Source organism: Dactylosporangium sucinum, assembly GCF_014647515.1.
Classification (GTDB): Bacteria; Actinomycetota; Actinomycetes; order Mycobacteriales; family Micromonosporaceae; genus Dactylosporangium; species Dactylosporangium sucinum.
The window spans coordinates 17,828-34,176 of the sequence record NZ_BMPI01000101.1; the positions used below are offsets into that span (position 1 = coordinate 17,828).

Genomic DNA, 16,349 nt, shown 5'->3' on the forward strand with positions numbered 1-16,349 from the left:
CTGGCGTACCGGGTCGCGCTCAGCCTCCAGCAGCACGACCGCGAGGTGCTGGTCAACGGCGTGGAGACCGGCATCATCCGGCGTCTGCCGGACGGCCGCTTCGTCGAGATCCACCAGCCGCTGCCGGCGGGCGCCGGCGAGGAAGGGCACGGCCCGGACTACGCGGGCTGGGTGGTCCCGAAGAAGATGAACCGGCTGGGCGCCCTGGCCCCGCCGGTGAGGGGCTTCTGGGTCCCGATCGAGAAGGCCGCCCCACCGCCGACGCCGGCCGAGCGCGAGCCCGAACAGCACGGGGAGATCACCACGGACCGCTAGGTGATCACCGGCCGACGCTACGGGCCGGGATACCGCGCGTGGATGTCGCCGTCGAACAGCTGCCAGCAGAAGTCGTTCATCCGTGCCGCGGCGGGGGCGTGCCGGGCCAGGATTCCGGCGACGCTCGCCGGCACTCCCCGCGGGATGTCGCCGGCCGCGCACCGGCGCACGTACTCGTTGCGGGCGACGGGGCCGCCGGTGGCCGGCAACGGCACCCCGCACACCGTGGTGACCAGCCAGTTGACCAGCCGCATCGCCGCGTAGCCGGCATCGTGGCCGGCGTGGTGGGCGACAAAGGCGCGCTCGGCGTCGGACAGGTCGAAGCGGGGGGACGTGGCCAGGCCGAAATCGGCGAGGTAGAGCCGGTCATCGTCGGCACGCATGTTGCCGAAGTGCCCGTCCATGTGCAGCAGTTCGTGGCTGCGCAGGAACGCCACGACGTCGAACAGCTGCCGCTCGAACGTCTCGGCCCGACCGACCGGGTCTTCGTTCAGCCAGTCGAGCAGCGGATAGGGGACGTACTCAAGGAACAGCACCAGGCTGGAGGCGGCACCGGCCAGTTCCTCGAGGCGGATCCGCACGCCCGGGGCGCCGCCGAACTGGGCGACGACGGCGTCGATGTCGAGGTGCTCGGACGCGATGGGTGCGCGGCCGGGGAGCACCCGCCAGTGGTACAGCAGCGGAAACGATACTGCCTCACCGGCCAGGATCCCCTCGGTGACGATCTCGTTCGCGGCCAGCTCGCGCCAGGCGCCGAAGCCCGGGCCGCCGATGCGGAACATGCCGTACTGGCAGTAGGCCGGCAGGTCGAACAGGTTCGCCGTGCTCTGCGGATGTGCCAGCTCCCGGTCGGTGATCGGGATTCGCTTGGCGAACACCGGCACGCCGTCAACGTCGAGCATCGCGGATCCTCCGCCCACGCCCACGGCACCGGCGGGTGTGGCGTGGAGCAGCGCCGCCAGTTCGGCATCGTCGCGGGCGGCGAGCCAGGCCGAGACCTGGTCGTGGCGGGAACGTCGGGCGGTGAGCATGGCGCCCATCATGTCAGCGGCCTCCTCCCGCCGCGCCCCACGAAGCCGGATCGCTCCGTCTGTAGGAGTACTGCCTCGGTGTTGTCCTCTGCCCGCAGGCGGAGGTCGTGGGGCCCGGCGGTATCTATCGTCGGGGCATGGCTTTGGTGGATGCGACGCCTGGTGAGCGTCTGGTTGCCTGGCTGCGTGCCCGGGCCCTCGCCGTTGACTGTGCGATGGCGATCGGGCTGGCCGCGGCGTGTGCGGTGGTCGGGTTGATGACGCGGGCCGGTGCCGGGTACCTGACGCTGTCGTTGTTGCTGTTGGCTCCGTTGGCGGTGCGTCGGGTGCGTCCCGAGCTGTGTCTGGTGGCGGTGGCCGCGGTCACGCTGGTGCAGTGGTTGACCGTGGGTGGCAGTAGCGGAGCGCTGCCGGCCGATGTCGCGGTGCCGATTGCGGTGCACGCCGCCGCGGCGTACGGCAGGGTGTGGGCGGGCCGGGCGGGTCTGGCGGTGGTGCTGGTCGAGGCGGTGCTCGCCGGGGTGATGCTGCCGCTGCTGCCGAGCCCGGCCTGGGCGCACCTGCTGGTGGGTGCCTTCTTCGCAAGCAGCGGGTTGGCGGCGTGGGCGATCGGCAGCCTGCAGCGTGTGCGGCGGCGCCAGGTTGATGCGCTTGCCGAGCAGGCACGGCTGCTGGAGATCGAGCGCGACCAGCAGGCCCGGCTGGCCGTGCTCGGTGAGCGGACCCGGATCGCCCGGGAGATACACGACGTGGTCGGGCATTCACTCGCGGTCGTGATCGCGCAGGCCGATGGTGGCCGGTACGCCGCAACGGCGGAGGCCGCGGCTGCGGCGCTGGTCGCGATCGGTGAGCATGCACGGCGTGCGCTGTCGGAGACCCGCCGGGCGCTCGGTGTGCTGCGCGACGGCGACGAGTCCGCCGGCCGGCCCGACGGCTTCGCGGCGCACCAGGCCGGTGTTGACGACCTGCCCGGTCTTGTGGAGCGGATCCGGGCCGGCGGGCTCGCGGTCCGCCTGACCCTGGACCTGCCGCCCGCGGGCATGGAACCCGGGCTGTCGCTGGCGGCGTACCGGATCGTTCAGGAAGGATTGACCAACGTGATGAAGCATGCTGGTTCGGACGCGTGTGCCGAGGTCGCGGTGCGTTGGGGTCGGCGGTTGCTGGAAATCGACGTGCTGGACAACGGACGGGGTCCGGCCTTCGCGTCGTCCGGCGCCGGCTACGGGTTGGCGGGCATGCGCGAGCGCGTCGGTGCGTACGGCGGGACGGTGACCCTGGCGGCCCGGCCGGGCGGTGGTGCGGCGTTGCGCGCCCGGATTCCGGTGCTGCGGTGACCGGCTCGGCGGTGCGGCCGGTGCGGGTGCTGCTGGTCGAGGACCAGGCGCTGCTGCGCGCCGGGCTCCGGATGGTGATCGACTCGCAGCCGGACCTGCTGGTGGTCGGCGAGGCCGACGACGGGCTGAGCGGGGTGCACCAGGCGCGGGCGTCGGCGCCGGACCTGGTCGTGATGGACGTGCAGATGCCGGTGCTGAACGGGATCGAGGCGACCCGGCGCATCCAAGCGCTGCCCACACCGCCCAAGGTCGTCGTGCTCACCACGTTCGACCTCGACGAGTACGCGGTGGCGGCGATCCGGGCCGGTGCCAGTGGCTTCCTGCTCAAGGACGCGCCGCCGGAGGAGATCCTCGCCGCGTTGCGGGCGGTGCACTCCGGCGACGCGGTGCTCGCGCCGTCGACGACCCGTCGCCTGCTGGACCAGCTTGCGCCGGCCCTCGACCCGCACGCCGTGCGGCTGATGGCCGCGCTGACCGCACGGGAGCGGGAAGTGCTCATCGCGATGGCCCGCGGATGGCGCAACGCGGAGATCGCCCAGCGGTTGAACGTCACCGAGGGCACGGTGAAGACCCACGTCAGCCAGATCTTGGCGAAACTGGGAGCACAGGACCGGGTGCGGGCGGTGGTCCTGGCGTACGAGGCGGGTGTGGTCCGGCCCGGCGAGCGGTAGGCGTCGCCGGGCCGGACCACAATCGGTCAGCTGCGCGTGCAGGTGTGGTCGCCCGCCGGCAGCACGCCGTCGAGCAGGTAGCGCTCCACGGCGCTGTCGACGCAGGCGTTGCCGTCCGCCAGGTACACCCCGTGCCGGAACGCACCGGCGAGGGTGACCATGCGGGAGCCGTGCAGGGCGGCGTGCATGGCGAGTTGTCCCGGGTACGCCGCCGCCGGGTCGCCACTGGCGCTGACGATCAGGGCGGGGTGGTCGTTGTCGACCGTCGTCGCCGCCTCGACCGGGTTCGTCGGCCAGAACGCGCACGGGGTGATGGTGCGGAACAGCGGTCCGTAGAGCGGTTCGGTCGCGAGGTGCTCGCGGATGTCGCGCCAGTAGGTTTTCGGGTCCCGCGACGCCGGGCGGTCCGCGCACTGGTTGGCGGTGGTCGCGCTCATGTTGAGCTCGGCAAGCACGTCGGTACTCGCGTAGAGCGCCAGCGTCTGGTCGAGGTCCGGGCTCGGGGTGACGTTCACGCCGTTCGCGGCGTCGCGCAGGTTGCGGACCTTGGCGCTGAAGCCGGCGTAGGCGGTGTCGGTGTCCTCAACGGTGAGCAGCAGCCCGGCGATCTCGCTTCCCCCGACCCGGTAGGAGCCCACCTGCAGGGGGCGCCGGCGAGCGGCGGCATAGATCCGGTCGACGCCGGCCAGCACCGCCTCGGCGGTGGCACCCAGACCGTACTGGCGGTTGCGCTGCGCCGCCCACGCCGCCCAGTCCTCGAGCGCGGCGGCGTCCGCCGCGCCGAGGGGACGGGTCAGGCCGGGGCCGTAGACGCCAGGGTCGAGCGCGCTGTCCAGCACGATCCGGTCCACCCGGTCCGGGAACATCTGCAGGTACACCGCGCCGAGATAGGTGCCGTAGGACCAGCCGAGGTAGGAGACTCGGGGTTCGTCGAGGGCGGCGCGCACCAGGTCCATGTCCCGGGCGATGTTCCGCGTCGAGGCGAACGGCAGCCGATCGCCGTAGGGCACGCAGCGCGCCGCCAGTTCCCTGGCGTTGGCCACGCTGGCCTCGAAGCTCCGCGGATCGGGGGCGGCGAACTGCCTGGCGCGCAGGGCGAGGTTGGTGGGCCAGCCGCATTCCAGCGGGGTGCTCAGCCCGAAGAACCGCGGGTCGATCCCGACGAGGTCGTAGCGGGCCGCGAGGTTCGGCGCGCCGCGCGGCGACAGCCCCGGCAGCCCCACCGCGACGGCGACCACCCCGTCCCGGGACGGGCCGGGCCCGCCGGTGTTGACGATCAGCGTGCCCAGCCGGTGCGCGGTGTCCGTGGCCACGCGCCGGGCCAGCGCGACCGTGATCGTCCGGCCGCTGGGATCGCGGTAGTCGAGCGGAACCCGGATCTCACCGCACTGCGCGCCGGCGGCCGCCAGCGCCGCGCCGGTCTCGTCATCCGGCCCGGCCGCACAGCCGTGCCACGCAATGGTCTGTCGTTCGAACGCGGATAGTTGGCCCGGCTGATCGCCACCGCCGGTGCCGGCACGAGCCGACCCGACGGAGACCACGGCCGCGACCGCGGCCAGCAACGCGATCCACAAGGTCCGGCGGGCGCCGAAATGTCGGGTCGCCGCGATCCCGGATTCGTTCATCGAAACCTGCCAGTTCGAAACGTCGACGAGGTCCGCGCGAGCCGGCGCAGACGCGGCGGGAGGCCGCCGCAAGACGCTATGGCGCACGGCACGCGCGGGTCATCACACACCAGACGGAAAACACTCGCCGATATCTCCGTCCCGCGACAGACGCCCCTGGCCCTGAGCGTTGTGGTATGGACGACAGCGTGGCTGGCCGTCCACGAAGGACAGATTGGTTCGGCACGGTCAGATGATCACGCCACCCTCGACCGTTCAGCCGCCGAACGCCTTGGCGTGGCTCGGCGGGGTGAAGTTCACTGCGGGCACGCCGGCGAGGGCGTCCTTGAGCGTGTGTGCGACCGCGTTGTTGATGACCGGGTGCGACATCGTCTTGTTGGTCTGCGGATTGTCGGGGTCGGTGACGATGCCGGCGACCGCGAGCTGTTTGGCCATCACGACAAACGTCGCGCTCTTCTCGCTGTCGGTGGTGCCGGTCTTGCCGGCGACGGGCCGGTCGACCTGGCCGTGGACGCCGGCGGCCGTACCGCCGTCGGGGCAGGCGTTGAACGCGGACTGGTCGCCGACCGGGCAGCGGGCCATGTCCACGGCGGCCCGGGCCACGTCCGGGTCGACGACCTGCTTGCACTGCGGGCCTCCGGCGTCGATCTTGTTGCCGTTGAGGTCCCGGATCTCGACGATCGGGGTCGGGGCGCAGTACGTGCCGTCGGCGGCCAGGGTGGCATAGGCGTTGGCGAGGTCCAGCGGGGTCGTGTCCGACACGCCCAGCGTGAAGGCGCCCCACAGGTGGGCGTCGGCGGCCAGCTTGGCGTCGTTCGCGGACCGGAACTGGATGCCCAGCCGCTGCGCCACGTCGACGACCTTCTCGGCGCCGACCTTCTGCTGCAGCGGCACGAAGTACGTGTTCAGCGACATGCCGAAGCTCTGCCACATGTTGAAGTCGCCGGCCTGGTCACCCGAGTTCTTCGGGCAGTAGTGTGCGCCGTTGCAGGCGGTCGGGCTGCTCGGGTCGACCGGATAGTCGGACATGAACTGCTTCTGGACGTTCTCGGTGTGCGACAGCGGCAGGCCCGCCTCCAGCGCGGCGACCGCCGAGAAGATCTTGAACGACGATCCGGCCTGGTAGCCGGGGATCTCCGGGCCGCCGGTGATGAGCGGGACCGTTGTGTTGGGATAGTTACCCTTCTGTCCCTTTTTCGACGGGTTGGTGCTGGGCCCGTTGTGGGTCTGGTCGTTGCTGAAGTTGCGGTTCGTCGCGAGGGCCTGCACCCGCCCGGTGCCCGGCTCGATCGCGGCGAGCATGACCGCCTCGGAGTCGCCCATCTTGACGGAGTCGCCGGCGCCCGGCTGGTTCTGGGCGTACTTGAACGCGGCAGCCTGGGCCTGCACACTCATCGAGCTGATGATCGTGTAGCCGCCGGAGCGCAGCTTGTTCTGCCGCTCGTAGGCGTCGGCGCCGAACGCGGGCTGCTCGAGCCACCACCGGCGCAGGTAGTCACACATGAAGCCGGCGCCGAGGTCGGGGCGCTGGACGGCCTCGCAGCCCTCGGGGGCCCGCCTGCCGACGATCGTGAGCTCGGTGGCCGCCGCCTCGTCGGCCTGCTGCCTGGTGATGTAGCCCATCGTCACCATCTGGCCGAGCACGTACTTCTGCCGGTCCAGCGCGCGTGGCAGGCCCTCGGCCGTGGCCGGGTCGTTGGTCGTCGGCGCCTTGACCAGGCCGGCGATCAGCGCGGCCTCCGGCAGCGTGAGGTCCTTCGGGTCCTTGTCGAAGTAGACGTGCGACGCGGCGAAGATGCCGTACGCGCCGTGGCCGAATGACGAGATGTTGAGGTACCGCTCCAGGATCTGCTCCTTGGAGAGCTTCTTCTCCAGCGCGATCGCGAGCTTCATCTCCCGCACCTTGCGTCCCGGCGTCTTGTCGGTGGCCTCCACGACCTCCTGCGGCGTGCGTGCGGAGTAGGCGGAGACCTGCCGCACGTACTGCATCGTCAGCGTCGAGGCGCCCTGCTGGTCGCCGCCGTTCTGGTTGTTCACGAACGCGCGGGCCACACCCTTCAGGTCCACGCCGTGGTGCTGGTAGAACCGCGTGTCCTCGGCAGCCACGATCGCCTGCGCCATCACCGGCGCGACATCGGTGATCGGCACGTCCCGCCGGTTCTCGTCGTACATCATCGCCAGCAGCGTCGTGCCGTCGCTGGCGTAGACGTACGAGATCTGCGGCGATGGCAGCACGTCGAACGTGGTCGGCAGGCCCTCGAAGTGATCGGCGCCGGCCTTGGCCGACAGCCCCGACATGGCGAGTGCCGGGAACGTCGCGGCGGCCACCACCACGCCGGCGAGCAGTCCACAGAGCAGCAGAGACGACACGTTGGACAGCACACCGTGGCCACGCAAACGCATACAGATACTCCAGGGTTTCGCCGGCAACGCAGTCGCAAACCCTTCAAGTCCTACCCAACCTGACGCTGTGCGACACGTGACTCTTTGCACACAGGGCGACAGCAACCGTCCATTGTGGATGGATCGCGGCGGGCGCCGGCTGGCCGACGGCGTTCGGAAGCGGTGACCGTACTAGCGGTGTACGGACTGCCTACTTCCTTTGTGACGTAAGGCTTTCAGATCGGCGTACGTCCGCCGTTGTGCTGTGCACTCCCGTGACCCCCGCTCAGGAGAGGGGTCGCGGGGCCCTCCGTTGCAGCCGCGCCAAGTGGGCCCAAGAGGTGGTTCACTGTTGCCGGGCTGGATGGGGGCGTGGACAGGAGCACCGGGTTGGACTGTGTCGAGGCGTTGCTTGCCGCCGTCGACTGGCGGGATGACGAGGGTGGCTGGCCGGGCAGCCACACCGGGCCGACGACCGACGCGCCGAGCACGGTGCGCGACCTCTGGCACACCGCCAAGCTGCTGGACCTGCTGGGCACCGCGGCGCAGGCTCCGGCGTGGGCTGGCACGGACAACGAACTGTGACCTCTTCGATGTGAAGCCCTGCTCGGACTGCTGTAGCTGCTCCGATCCGTTGCTACGCAACGCGTTTCGGTCTGATGAGCTTTCTTGAGGGCAAGGCGCACAGGCTCGTTGGCCGCCGCAGTGTGATCGCGTGTAGCCCCGGTGCTCCCAACGCGGAGCGTCGGGGCTTCGGCGGGTCCAGCCCGAACCAGCGCGCCGCCGGGGTCGCCGCGCCGGCAGTAGCCAAGGGCCAGCGAATTCCTGGAGCAGCCCCCGGCCACCCATCCGCACACGCGTCTGCGAGCGTGTGCCCGGATAGGAGGTGTGGTGGAGGCGGAGGAGTCGTTCCACGCGTATGCGTCGGGCCGTTTGGCGGCGCTGTCCCGGTTGGCGTACCTGCTGTGTGGTGACCGGCACACGGCGGAGGACCTGGTACAGGTGACCTTGGTCCGGGTCGCCCGGCACTGGGAACGGGTGATCGCCGGCGGCGATCCAGACCCGTATGTGCGGCGCACGATGGTTAGCCAGCACGTGTCGCTGTGGCGGCGTCGCTGGCGGCACGTGCGGCTCAGTGAGCAGCCGCCGGACCGCCCGGTGCCGGACGGCGCGGACGCCGTCACCACAGCGCTGGCGGTCCAGGCCGCGCTCGCGAAGCTGGCGCCGCGTCAGCGGGCGGTGCTGATCCTGCGGTACTTCGAAGATCTGACCGAGACCGCGACCGCCGAGGCGATGCGCTGCTCGGAGGTGATGTCATGACCGTGCCGTTGCGTGACACGCTGCACAAGCTGGGCGAGCAGATGGCACCCGCCCGGCTGCCTGCGGATCTCTGGCGGCGCGGGAGAAGGCAGCGGCAGCGGGGAAAAATCGTCGCCGCCGTCATCGCGGCGTTGTTCTGCGCGACCGCCGCCGTCGCGCCCGGCGTGCACGTCGAGCCGCAGCCGGCCGAAGCCGGGCCGGCGATCCCCCGCAGCGTCGAGCTTCCGTACCCCTGGCAGGCGACGGTCGACACGGCGCCGTCGGGCCCGGCCACGGTGCTCTTCGGCGGTGACAGCTGGGGGTTGACCGGCGACCCGTTCGAGGAGGAGGGCGGCAAGCTCGCCGTCGTCGGCCGCAACGGGGACTACCGCGTGCTGCGCTATCCGGTGGAAGGGCTGCGCGCAGGGCAGGACGTGCGGCTGTCGCCGGACGGCAACCTCGTCGCGCAGAGCACGCTGACCGGCGGCCCGGCCGGGTGGCTGGTGGTCACCGACCTGCGCACCGGCCGCAGCCGCGGCTACGGCGATGGGCCGCCGGCCTGCTGCTTCGAGGTCGCGGCGTGGCGACCGGACAGCGGCGCCGTCCTGGTCCTGCGCGACGCCAACGGCGTCGTGGAACCGGGGCCGAACCAGAACCCGGGCAAGTCGGCGCAGTACGTCCTGGTCGACCTGGCCGGCGGCGCGCTGACCCCGGTCGACGACGTCTTCGTGCGAGACCCCGTCGCCTCGGCGTGGGTGGCGGCGTTCGCGCCGGACGGCCGCGGCTTCGTCGCGACGAGGCCCAACGCCAACGGCACCGAGTTGCGCGGCTACGACGCCGCCGGGCGGCGGCTGTGGACCCGTGACCTCGGCGACCGGCGGCTGGCCGGCGCGGGCGCCTACACGCCGGACGGTTCGGCCGTGGCCCTGCTGACCATCGACGGCTGCACGAAGGAGTGCGGCCACGACCAGCTAACCGCCCGGCAGTGGCACGTCTCCTACGTGGACGCCGTCACGGGTGCGGACCGCGAAGGGCAAGCGCTGCCTGCGGTGAGCGGTCCAGCGGTGCGAGCGCTCGGCTGGACCGGCGGCACCCTCGTCGTCGTGCAGTACGAGCTCGAGGACGAGATCCTGCTTGAACCGGACGAGACGGGCCGGTCGGAGACCCGACACGTCCGCGTGCTGGCGCTGCAGCCGGACGGCGCCGTAAGCGTGGTGTTGGACCCGCCGGCCGAGGTCAGCTCCATCGACATCGCGCAGAACCGGCTCCGCGACGGGCGGTTCGGCGGCCCGGTGCCCGACCCTGCGGCGCTGCCGGCCCGCTGGTCGGTGATCGCGCAGGCAGCGCTGTGCCTACTGGTGCCGGTACTGCTGGCGACAGCCGCCGTCGTCGTGATACGCCGGGCCGTCCGTCGGCGCAGCGTCGCCGCCCGGGCATAGCCGAAGCCGCCGGCCGGGTAGGAGCTGCCCGGCCGGCTGCTGGACCTGCTTGGCACCGCGGCGACCTCTCCGGCGTGGGGTGGCACGGACGAGGAGTTGCGGGCGAAGGCGGTGGCCGTCGCCGCTGGCGAAGGCGGCGGAGTCGAACGCGGGGTGGGGACCGCTGCTGCGGGTGGCGTTCCCGCCTGGGTGGCAGGACCGACCGCTCACCGGCAACCAACGGGAGTTCCTACGCCGACTTGTCAACAACGAGAACAACTGGGGCAAACGGGCGAAATACACCATGCCGCACTTCACCGAGGTCAACCTCCCCCAGAACCGCGACGCCTGCCAGATGCTGCTCGTCGAGGCGGGCAACCCAAGGCAGCCGCGACACCAGTGATCAGCGATCAAGGCCCACGACCGGATACCCGACGGCGACACCCTTGTACGAATCCACCCGAGAGGGTTGACCAAAGCGAGTGCAACGACCCCGACCGGAGGCGAGCGCAGCGAGCCCGCCCGCGCGAGCGCGGGAAGGGGGTGTGGGTGGCGAAGCCCCCACTGGGGAGCGAGCGAAGCGAGCGCGGGGAACACCACGAGCTAGATGGGAATCAGGCGCAGCCTGATGAACAGACTGCGCCTGAGCTCGTGGGCGATACTGGGATCGAACCAGTGACCTCTTCGGTGTGAACCATGTGGCTGCACCGCCTCTGACCTGCGGCGATGCAATGACCTGCAGAGACGTGGGAGCAGTAGGACGCAACTGGGAGCCGTTCAGCGCGGTACAGCGCTGTTTGGGGAGCCGTTGTGCTCCCGCTTTGCTCCCCTCCGGCGGCGGACGTTCGCCGATGGCGGGGCGGTGACGGTGGGCCGACACGCGGGCCCGATTTCAGTTCGGACCTGCTCACAACGGCGTGCGAGTCGCTTCGGCTGGCGCCGGGTTCCCGGTTCGGATTGCCTGGTTTGAGTGCACTCATCTGCCGATGAGCGGGCACACGGTCATGAGAGGCCGTATTGCATTGTGCCCGCTTTGCCTGCGACATCATGCGTCGGTCCGGGCGTTTGGAGGAACGCACGGTCGTCGAGGCCGATAACCGCGTACCGGCGGGATTCCGGTAGCGCTGCGGACATCGTGAACTCGCCCGGACCGATTCGATGAATATCGATGCGGCGGTGTAGACGACTCAAGCGGGAATCGCACTCAGCGGACCGGGGACGGCCGCCGATTCAGTCGTGGCGGATGGCCCTGCGCCCGACCGTCCGCGGTCGGCCGCTGGCGGGATGGGCGTTGCGGTGGGCCGCCGTGCGCTGTGTCGGCGGCGCTGTCGCGGGCATGCTGGTGACGGTCGGGTGGCTGTTCGTCTCCGGTGGCCGGCATCCCGTGCAGAGCGGGGTGGCCGGTCTGGTCGTGGGCAGCTTCGCCACCGCGTTCTACCGCCGGGGCGCGGACTTCGACCGGCCGCGCGGGGTGTGGGCCGCCTCGATCGGGCATCTCCTGGCCATCATACCGGTCGTGATCTGGGTGCCGGCGTTCTACGAGCGCTCACAGGGTGCCGTCGTGCACGCCTCGGTGACCGCCGTCGGCACGCATTTCACGCGGGTGGCGCCGCATACTCGGTACGACATCCAGCTTTTTCGACGATGCTCACGGTCGCTATCTCCCCCGGTGGATGTCCTGGGCGAAGACACCGAGTCCCTGCTGGACCGCGGCCCTGGAACGAACCGCACGCCAGGTAGGCGTTCCATTCCGTGCCATTCCGTTCCATCCGCGCTGGTGCCGACCTGCGAGCGCCGGCGCGAAACTCCTGGTCATGTGAAATGCGGGCACCGAATGGCCACGCCGAGTGTCCGACTGCCGACACCGTCGACTCGTCAGGTGCTCGGGCTACCCTATGCTCGCCGCTATGCGGGGGAAGACCTTGACCGTCCATTCGGCTGCGGTCGCTCACCGGCAGCGCAACGATGTGGACCCGCGCACCGGCCGGTCGCTCGCCGCACTCGCATATGCGTTGGCAGCGCAGATCGGTCACGCCGAGGGCATGGCACTGGCGCTGCTCGAACTCGCCGGCACCTGGGTGCACCAGGACCGCGGGGCTGTCGCCACGGCGCGGATGGAGGCCCGTTTGCGTGAGGTCCTCCGGTTGTTGGACCCACGTTCGCCCCTGGAGCTGCGGGTGCGGGTCAGGCTCGCCGGCGAGGCTGACTACCGAACGGGGCAGCACGCAGCGGTGCTCGAGGTCCTCGAGGAGGCTCGGCGGAGTGCGGACCCCATGGCCTGGGCGGAAGCGCTTCACCTCGCCCACCACTGTGTGCTGGGGCCGGACCACGGGGCATTGCGGCGAGCCCTCGCCAGCGAGCTGATCGGGGTGAGCGACCGTACCGGCCGCTGGGAGGATCTGCTCAAAGGGATGCTCTGGAGCACCGTCGACCAGTTCCTCGACGGTGACCGGCACGCGGAGCGGCAGTTGCGCGAGCTGCGGCAGCTGCTGACGAAGCGCGAGCACCTCGCCCTAAGCTATGTCAGCGCGGTGATGGAGGTGATGCTCACGATCCGCGCCGGCGATCTCGACGCCGCGGAAACGCTGGCCCGCCGCTGTGTCGATTACGGTACGGTCGCCGGCGACCCGGACACCGCCGGCTGGTTCGGCGCGCAGCTCGTCGCGATCCGCTGGTACCAGGGCAGGCTGCCGGAGCTGTTGCCGTTGCTGGACGAGCTGGCGCACACCCCCACCTTGAGCGCCGTCGACAACGCCTACTTCGCCGCGCTCGCGATGGCGGCGGCCACCGCCGGAGACCGGCAACGAGCCGCCGCGGCCCTGGCCCGGTTGCGTGGGACCGGGCTCGCCGAGCTACCACGATCGAGCAGCTGGCTGGTGACGATGTACGGCGCGGTGGAGGCCGCCCACCTGCTCCACGACACCGAGCTGGCCGCCGAGGCGTACGACCTGCTCCGGCCGTACGGGCACCTGCCTGCCATCGCGAGCCTCGGCGTGACGTGCTTCGGTTCGGTCCGCCACGCCCTCGGGGTGGCGGCCCTCACCACAGGCGCGATCGACCGGGCCGTGGAGCATTTCGCCGAGGCGGCCCGGCACAATCTCGCCCTCGGGCATGCCCCGGCGGCGGCCCTGTCCCGTCAGCGGCTCGCAGAGGCCCTCGGTCTGCAGGCATCCGCCGGAACGCAGCGCGCAAACCCGGCGACTGCGGGCGCTTCCGGGCCGGTAGACGGCAGCCAGGCGGCCCGGTGCACCAGGCGGGGCCGGCATTGGCAGGTCGAGCTGGGACGGCGCACCGTCCTGGTCGGGCACAGCGTCGGCATGCTCCACTTGGCAGTACTGCTGGCCAACCCCGGGACGGAGATCCCCGCCGCAGACCTCGTCGCCGGCGTGAACAACCTCGCCGCCAACGCCGGCGCCGCCGACCGCAGCGACCAACTGGTCGTGGACGAGGTCGCGATCGGCCAGTACCGGCAGCGGCTGGCGCAAGTGGAGAGTTCCGGCGCGACGCCGGTCGGCAACCGCTCGGCCGGTCGCAGCGAGCGCGACTGGCTGGTCGACGAACTGCGTACGGTCGCCGGTCTGGGCGGGCGGACCCGGTCGTTCGTGGACAACGCCGAGCGAGCGCGCATCGCCGTCGGCAAGGCGATCCGCCGGGCCATCCACCGTGTCCAACTGGCCGACCCGATCATCGGTGCCCATCTCAGCGCCACCGTCCACACCGGCAACCGCTGCGTGTACCGTGCCGGCTGAAGCCGGTTGAAACTGGCTGAAGCCGTCCGGCGCCAGCGATACTCCAGCGAGACCTCAACGATGCTTCGTACGCTCGGCGGGATGATGGATTTCAAGGATTACGACGTACGCGCCTACCGTCCGGATGCCGCTCCGGCGGTTACGGATTTGATCAACCTTGTCTTCAAGGCCGGCGGCGGGCACGGAGGGCACACCGTCGCCGAGATCGAAGACGTGCTGAACAACGAGGTCAAGGACCTGGCGGCGGACACCCTGGTGGTCACCGACGCGGAGGGGAAGCTGGCGGCCGCCGCTTTGGTGCCGCTGCCACCCGACGGCGGCCACCGGGTCGAGCTGATCGGCGGGGTGCACTCCGACCGGCGCGGAGCGGGGATCGGTCGGCACTTGCTGGCCTGACAGCTCGACCGGGCCGCGGCACGCCGCGCCGAGGTCGCGCCGGACGCGCAATGGCAGGCCCAGGTCGCCGCCGGCGTCGCCGACACGTCCGCGATCCCGCTGTACGAACGGTTGGGGTTCACCGTCGCGCGATACTTCCTGGCGATGACGGCGCCCACCACGCCGGCGCCGGTCGTCGCACCCGCCGAGGATGTGCGGATCACGCCGTACGACCAAGGCATGGAGCGTGAGGTGTACGCCGTGCACACGGCGGCGTTCCGCGACCTGTGGGGGTACCAGGACCGCAGTTTCGAGTCCTGGGCGGCGCTGACCGTGCGATCCGAGATCTTCCTGCCCGAGCTGGCCCGGGTAGCGCTCGCCGGCGACACCATCGTCGGCTACGTCCTGCCGCACGACCAGGCCGAACCCGGGAGGCTGTACATCGGCCAGATCGGCACCGCCGAGTCCTGGCACCGGATGGGTATCGCGAGCTCGTTGCTCGCCGACGTGCTCGGTGCGGCCGGCCGGGCCGGCTACACCCACGCCGCGCTCGACACCGACGCCGACAACCCCACCGGCGCTGCTGGCGTCTACGCGAAGGTCGGCTTCGTCGTCGACCAGCACCTCGTCGTCTGCCGCAAACCCGTCTGACCGCCGCCGCGATGAACGCCGACGTCCTATATTCGCAGGGGTGGAGCTGTGGGAACGCCGAGCTGCCCTGGATGCCCTCGACGTATTGCTGAAGCACAGCGCTGACGGCGGTCGCATAGCTCTGATCTCGGGTGAGGCCGGCATCGGGAAGTCGGCGCTCCTGGCTGAACACGCTCGTCGTTCGAGGATGCGGGCGCGCTTTCTCTGGGGATGGTGCGATCGGCTGATCACACCGCGCGCCCTGGGACCGCTCCACGACATCGCGCACCAGGCAGGCGGTGCTCTCGCGCAACGTGCGCGGAGCAACGCCGCACAGCACGAACTCTTCGGGGCCTTCATCGACGAACTGACCCGGCCACGGCAGGTGCCGAGGCCGGTGGTGGTCGTCGAGGACGTGCATTGGGCCGACGAGGCCACCCTCGACCTGCTCGTCTTTCTGGGGCGACGGATACAACAGATGCCGGCGCTGATGCTGGTGACGTTCCGTGACGATGAGATAGGCCCCGACCACCGGCATCGGGGAGCCTTGGCGGCGCTGCCGCGCGATGTCGTCAGCTGGCTGACGCTCGCACCCTTGACCCGGGACTGCGTGCTGGAGCAGGCCGCGAAGGTCGGGCTGAGCGGCGCCAGGATCTTCGGCCTGACCGGTGGAAACCCCCTGCTGGTCACCGAGATGCTCAGAGCCGACGTCGACGCGGTACCGCGGGCCGCGCAAGACCTGATCCTGGACCGGTTGAGATCCTTGCCCGACAGCGCCCGGGAGCTGGCCATCCGTTCGACCAACGCCGCGATCTCGGGGTCGATCGGCGGCCGACCCGGTCGGTTCGGATAGGTCCAGTGCTTGGCGAGCAGGCGGCGCTGCCAGGCCAGCACGGTTGCTGGGTGACCAGCCGCTGGCGACACAGCAGGGCCGCGAGCTTGCGGATCAACCCGGCCAGCAGGAACCGGTCGGACCAGTCCAGCCGCAGTCTCGGGTTGGCCCGGGGCAGCACCTGGTTCTCGTGGCGCAGCACGAGCGGCTGCGCGTGCAGGCTGGCTCGGCTGCGGCAGCAGGACCAGCCAGGCCAGGTTCCGGCAGAACATGAGGTAGCCCAGCCGTACCGACACCGTTGCTCACGCTCCAGGGGAAGGTAGTGAACGTCACCACTTTCCCCTGCTCAACGGCCGCGCGAGGGTTTTGGACTCCCACACGGTGTGCGAGGTGCGGCTCTACACCAACGAGGCGATGACCGAAGACCTCGCCTACTACTCCCGGCGCAGGTACGTCGAGACCCACCGGGCGGAGCAGGACGGGCTCCGGCGGGTCTTCTTCCGGAAGGTCGTCAATGCATTGCGGGCGCGCTACGGCGCCTTGACGGCCACCCCGCGCTCCGTCAACGCCTCGGCCGTGTCCGGGTCGACAGCGGCGGTGACGGTTTGCAGCGCGGGGATCGCCAGCAGCGGCCGCCAGTCGCGCACCCCCGGCGCCCAGCCGATCCGCAGCTCGGCCAGCGCGGGCA

The 16,349-nt window shown here is 70.9% G+C and carries 14 protein-coding genes and 1 pseudogene; 12 read left to right on the forward strand and 3 right to left on the reverse strand.

All coding sequences use genetic code 11. The annotated features are described in order from the left end of the window. Window positions 1-315, forward strand: a pseudogene (locus tag IEZ31_RS57885) (cytochrome bc1 complex cytochrome b subunit); the annotation flags it as partial. A 17-nt stretch (window positions 316-332) separates the two neighbouring features. Here IEZ31_RS57885 and IEZ31_RS51680 read toward each other — a convergent pair. After that, window positions 333-1,346: a protein kinase family protein gene (locus tag IEZ31_RS51680; protein WP_190257535.1), complete on the reverse strand. Its 1,014-nt coding sequence runs from the start codon at window positions 1,344-1,346 to the stop codon at window positions 333-335. Between the two features lie 137 nt (window positions 1,347-1,483). On the opposite strand from IEZ31_RS51680, the gene IEZ31_RS51685 reads away from it, so the two are divergent. Beyond that, window positions 1,484-2,680 (forward strand): sensor histidine kinase, encoded by a 1,197-nt coding sequence (locus IEZ31_RS51685; RefSeq protein WP_190257536.1) that lies wholly within the window; start codon window positions 1,484-1,486, stop codon window positions 2,678-2,680. After that, window positions 2,677-3,351, forward strand: coding sequence for a response regulator (locus IEZ31_RS51690; RefSeq protein ID WP_268241767.1), 675 nt, complete (start codon window positions 2,677-2,679; stop codon window positions 3,349-3,351). Before IEZ31_RS51685 ends, IEZ31_RS51690 begins: the two co-directional genes overlap by 4 nt. A 26-nt stretch (window positions 3,352-3,377) precedes the next feature. On the opposite strand, the gene IEZ31_RS51695 is transcribed toward IEZ31_RS51690, so the two are convergent. Both IEZ31_RS51695 and IEZ31_RS51700 read right to left on the reverse strand, forming a co-directional pair. Then, window positions 3,378-4,976, reverse strand: coding sequence for an alpha/beta hydrolase (locus tag IEZ31_RS51695; RefSeq protein WP_190257537.1), 1,599 nt, complete (start codon window positions 4,974-4,976; stop codon window positions 3,378-3,380). A gap of 255 nt (window positions 4,977-5,231) precedes the next feature. Then, window positions 5,232-7,379, reverse strand: a complete 2,148-nt coding sequence (locus IEZ31_RS51700; protein ID WP_190257538.1) for a transglycosylase domain-containing protein — start codon at window positions 7,377-7,379, stop codon at window positions 5,232-5,234. Between the two features lie 351 nt (window positions 7,380-7,730). On the opposite strand from IEZ31_RS51700, the gene IEZ31_RS51705 reads away from it, so the two are divergent. The 9 genes from IEZ31_RS51705 to IEZ31_RS51745 form a co-directional block, all read left to right on the forward strand. After that, on the forward strand, window positions 7,731-7,943 hold the full coding sequence (locus IEZ31_RS51705) for a hypothetical protein (RefSeq protein ID WP_190257539.1): 213 nt from the start codon (window positions 7,731-7,733) through the stop codon (window positions 7,941-7,943). A 306-nt stretch (window positions 7,944-8,249) separates the two neighbouring features. Further along, complete coding sequence (locus tag IEZ31_RS51710; protein WP_190257540.1) at window positions 8,250-8,678, forward strand: SigE family RNA polymerase sigma factor; 429 nt, start codon at window positions 8,250-8,252, stop codon at window positions 8,676-8,678. Continuing rightward, on the forward strand, window positions 8,675-10,096 hold the full coding sequence (locus IEZ31_RS51715; protein ID WP_190257541.1) for a hypothetical protein: 1,422 nt from the start codon (window positions 8,675-8,677) through the stop codon (window positions 10,094-10,096). The genes IEZ31_RS51710 and IEZ31_RS51715 overlap by 4 nt, the downstream gene beginning before the upstream one ends. A gap of 172 nt (window positions 10,097-10,268) precedes the next feature. Further along, complete coding sequence (locus tag IEZ31_RS51720; RefSeq protein ID WP_190257542.1) at window positions 10,269-10,478, forward strand: hypothetical protein; 210 nt, start codon at window positions 10,269-10,271, stop codon at window positions 10,476-10,478. Window positions 10,479-11,982: 1,504 nt separating this feature from the next. After that, window positions 11,983-13,824 (forward strand): hypothetical protein, encoded by a 1,842-nt coding sequence (locus IEZ31_RS51725; RefSeq protein ID WP_190257543.1) that lies wholly within the window; start codon window positions 11,983-11,985, stop codon window positions 13,822-13,824. Between the two features lie 81 nt (window positions 13,825-13,905). Next, window positions 13,906-14,220: a GNAT family N-acetyltransferase gene (locus tag IEZ31_RS51730; RefSeq protein WP_190257544.1), complete on the forward strand. Its 315-nt coding sequence runs from the start codon at window positions 13,906-13,908 to the stop codon at window positions 14,218-14,220. A gap of 144 nt (window positions 14,221-14,364) precedes the next feature. Next, window positions 14,365-14,850: a GNAT family N-acetyltransferase gene (locus IEZ31_RS51735; RefSeq protein WP_190257545.1), complete on the forward strand. Its 486-nt coding sequence runs from the start codon at window positions 14,365-14,367 to the stop codon at window positions 14,848-14,850. A gap of 40 nt (window positions 14,851-14,890) precedes the next feature. Next, complete coding sequence (locus tag IEZ31_RS51740; RefSeq protein WP_190257546.1) at window positions 14,891-15,682, forward strand: AAA family ATPase; 792 nt, start codon at window positions 14,891-14,893, stop codon at window positions 15,680-15,682. A 369-nt stretch (window positions 15,683-16,051) separates the two neighbouring features. Beyond that, window positions 16,052-16,349 (forward strand): hypothetical protein (locus IEZ31_RS51745; RefSeq protein ID WP_229837150.1); only part of this gene is annotated, 298 nt, incomplete at its 3' end.

Bases quoted from the DNA above. Each gene is read 5' to 3' on its own strand.
- IEZ31_RS51680 (WP_190257535.1), bottom strand. From the start codon at position 1,346: ATGCTCACCGCCCGACGTTCCCGCCACGACCAGGTCTCGGCCTGGCTC.
- IEZ31_RS51685 (WP_190257536.1), top strand. From the start codon at position 1,484: ATGGCTTTGGTGGATGCGACGCCTGGTGAGCGTCTGGTTGCCTGGCTG.
- IEZ31_RS51695 (WP_190257537.1), bottom strand. From the start codon at position 4,976: ATGAACGAATCCGGGATCGCGGCGACCCGACATTTCGGCGCCCGCCGG.
- IEZ31_RS51700 (WP_190257538.1), bottom strand. From the start codon at position 7,379: ATGCGTTTGCGTGGCCACGGTGTGCTGTCCAACGTGTCGTCTCTGCTG.
- IEZ31_RS51725 (WP_190257543.1), top strand. From the start codon at position 11,983: ATGCGGGGGAAGACCTTGACCGTCCATTCGGCTGCGGTCGCTCACCGG.
- IEZ31_RS51730 (WP_190257544.1), top strand. From the start codon at position 13,906: ATGATGGATTTCAAGGATTACGACGTACGCGCCTACCGTCCGGATGCC.
- IEZ31_RS51715 (WP_190257541.1), top strand. From the start codon at position 8,675: ATGACCGTGCCGTTGCGTGACACGCTGCACAAGCTGGGCGAGCAGATG.
- IEZ31_RS51735 (WP_190257545.1), top strand. From the start codon at position 14,365: ATGACGGCGCCCACCACGCCGGCGCCGGTCGTCGCACCCGCCGAGGAT.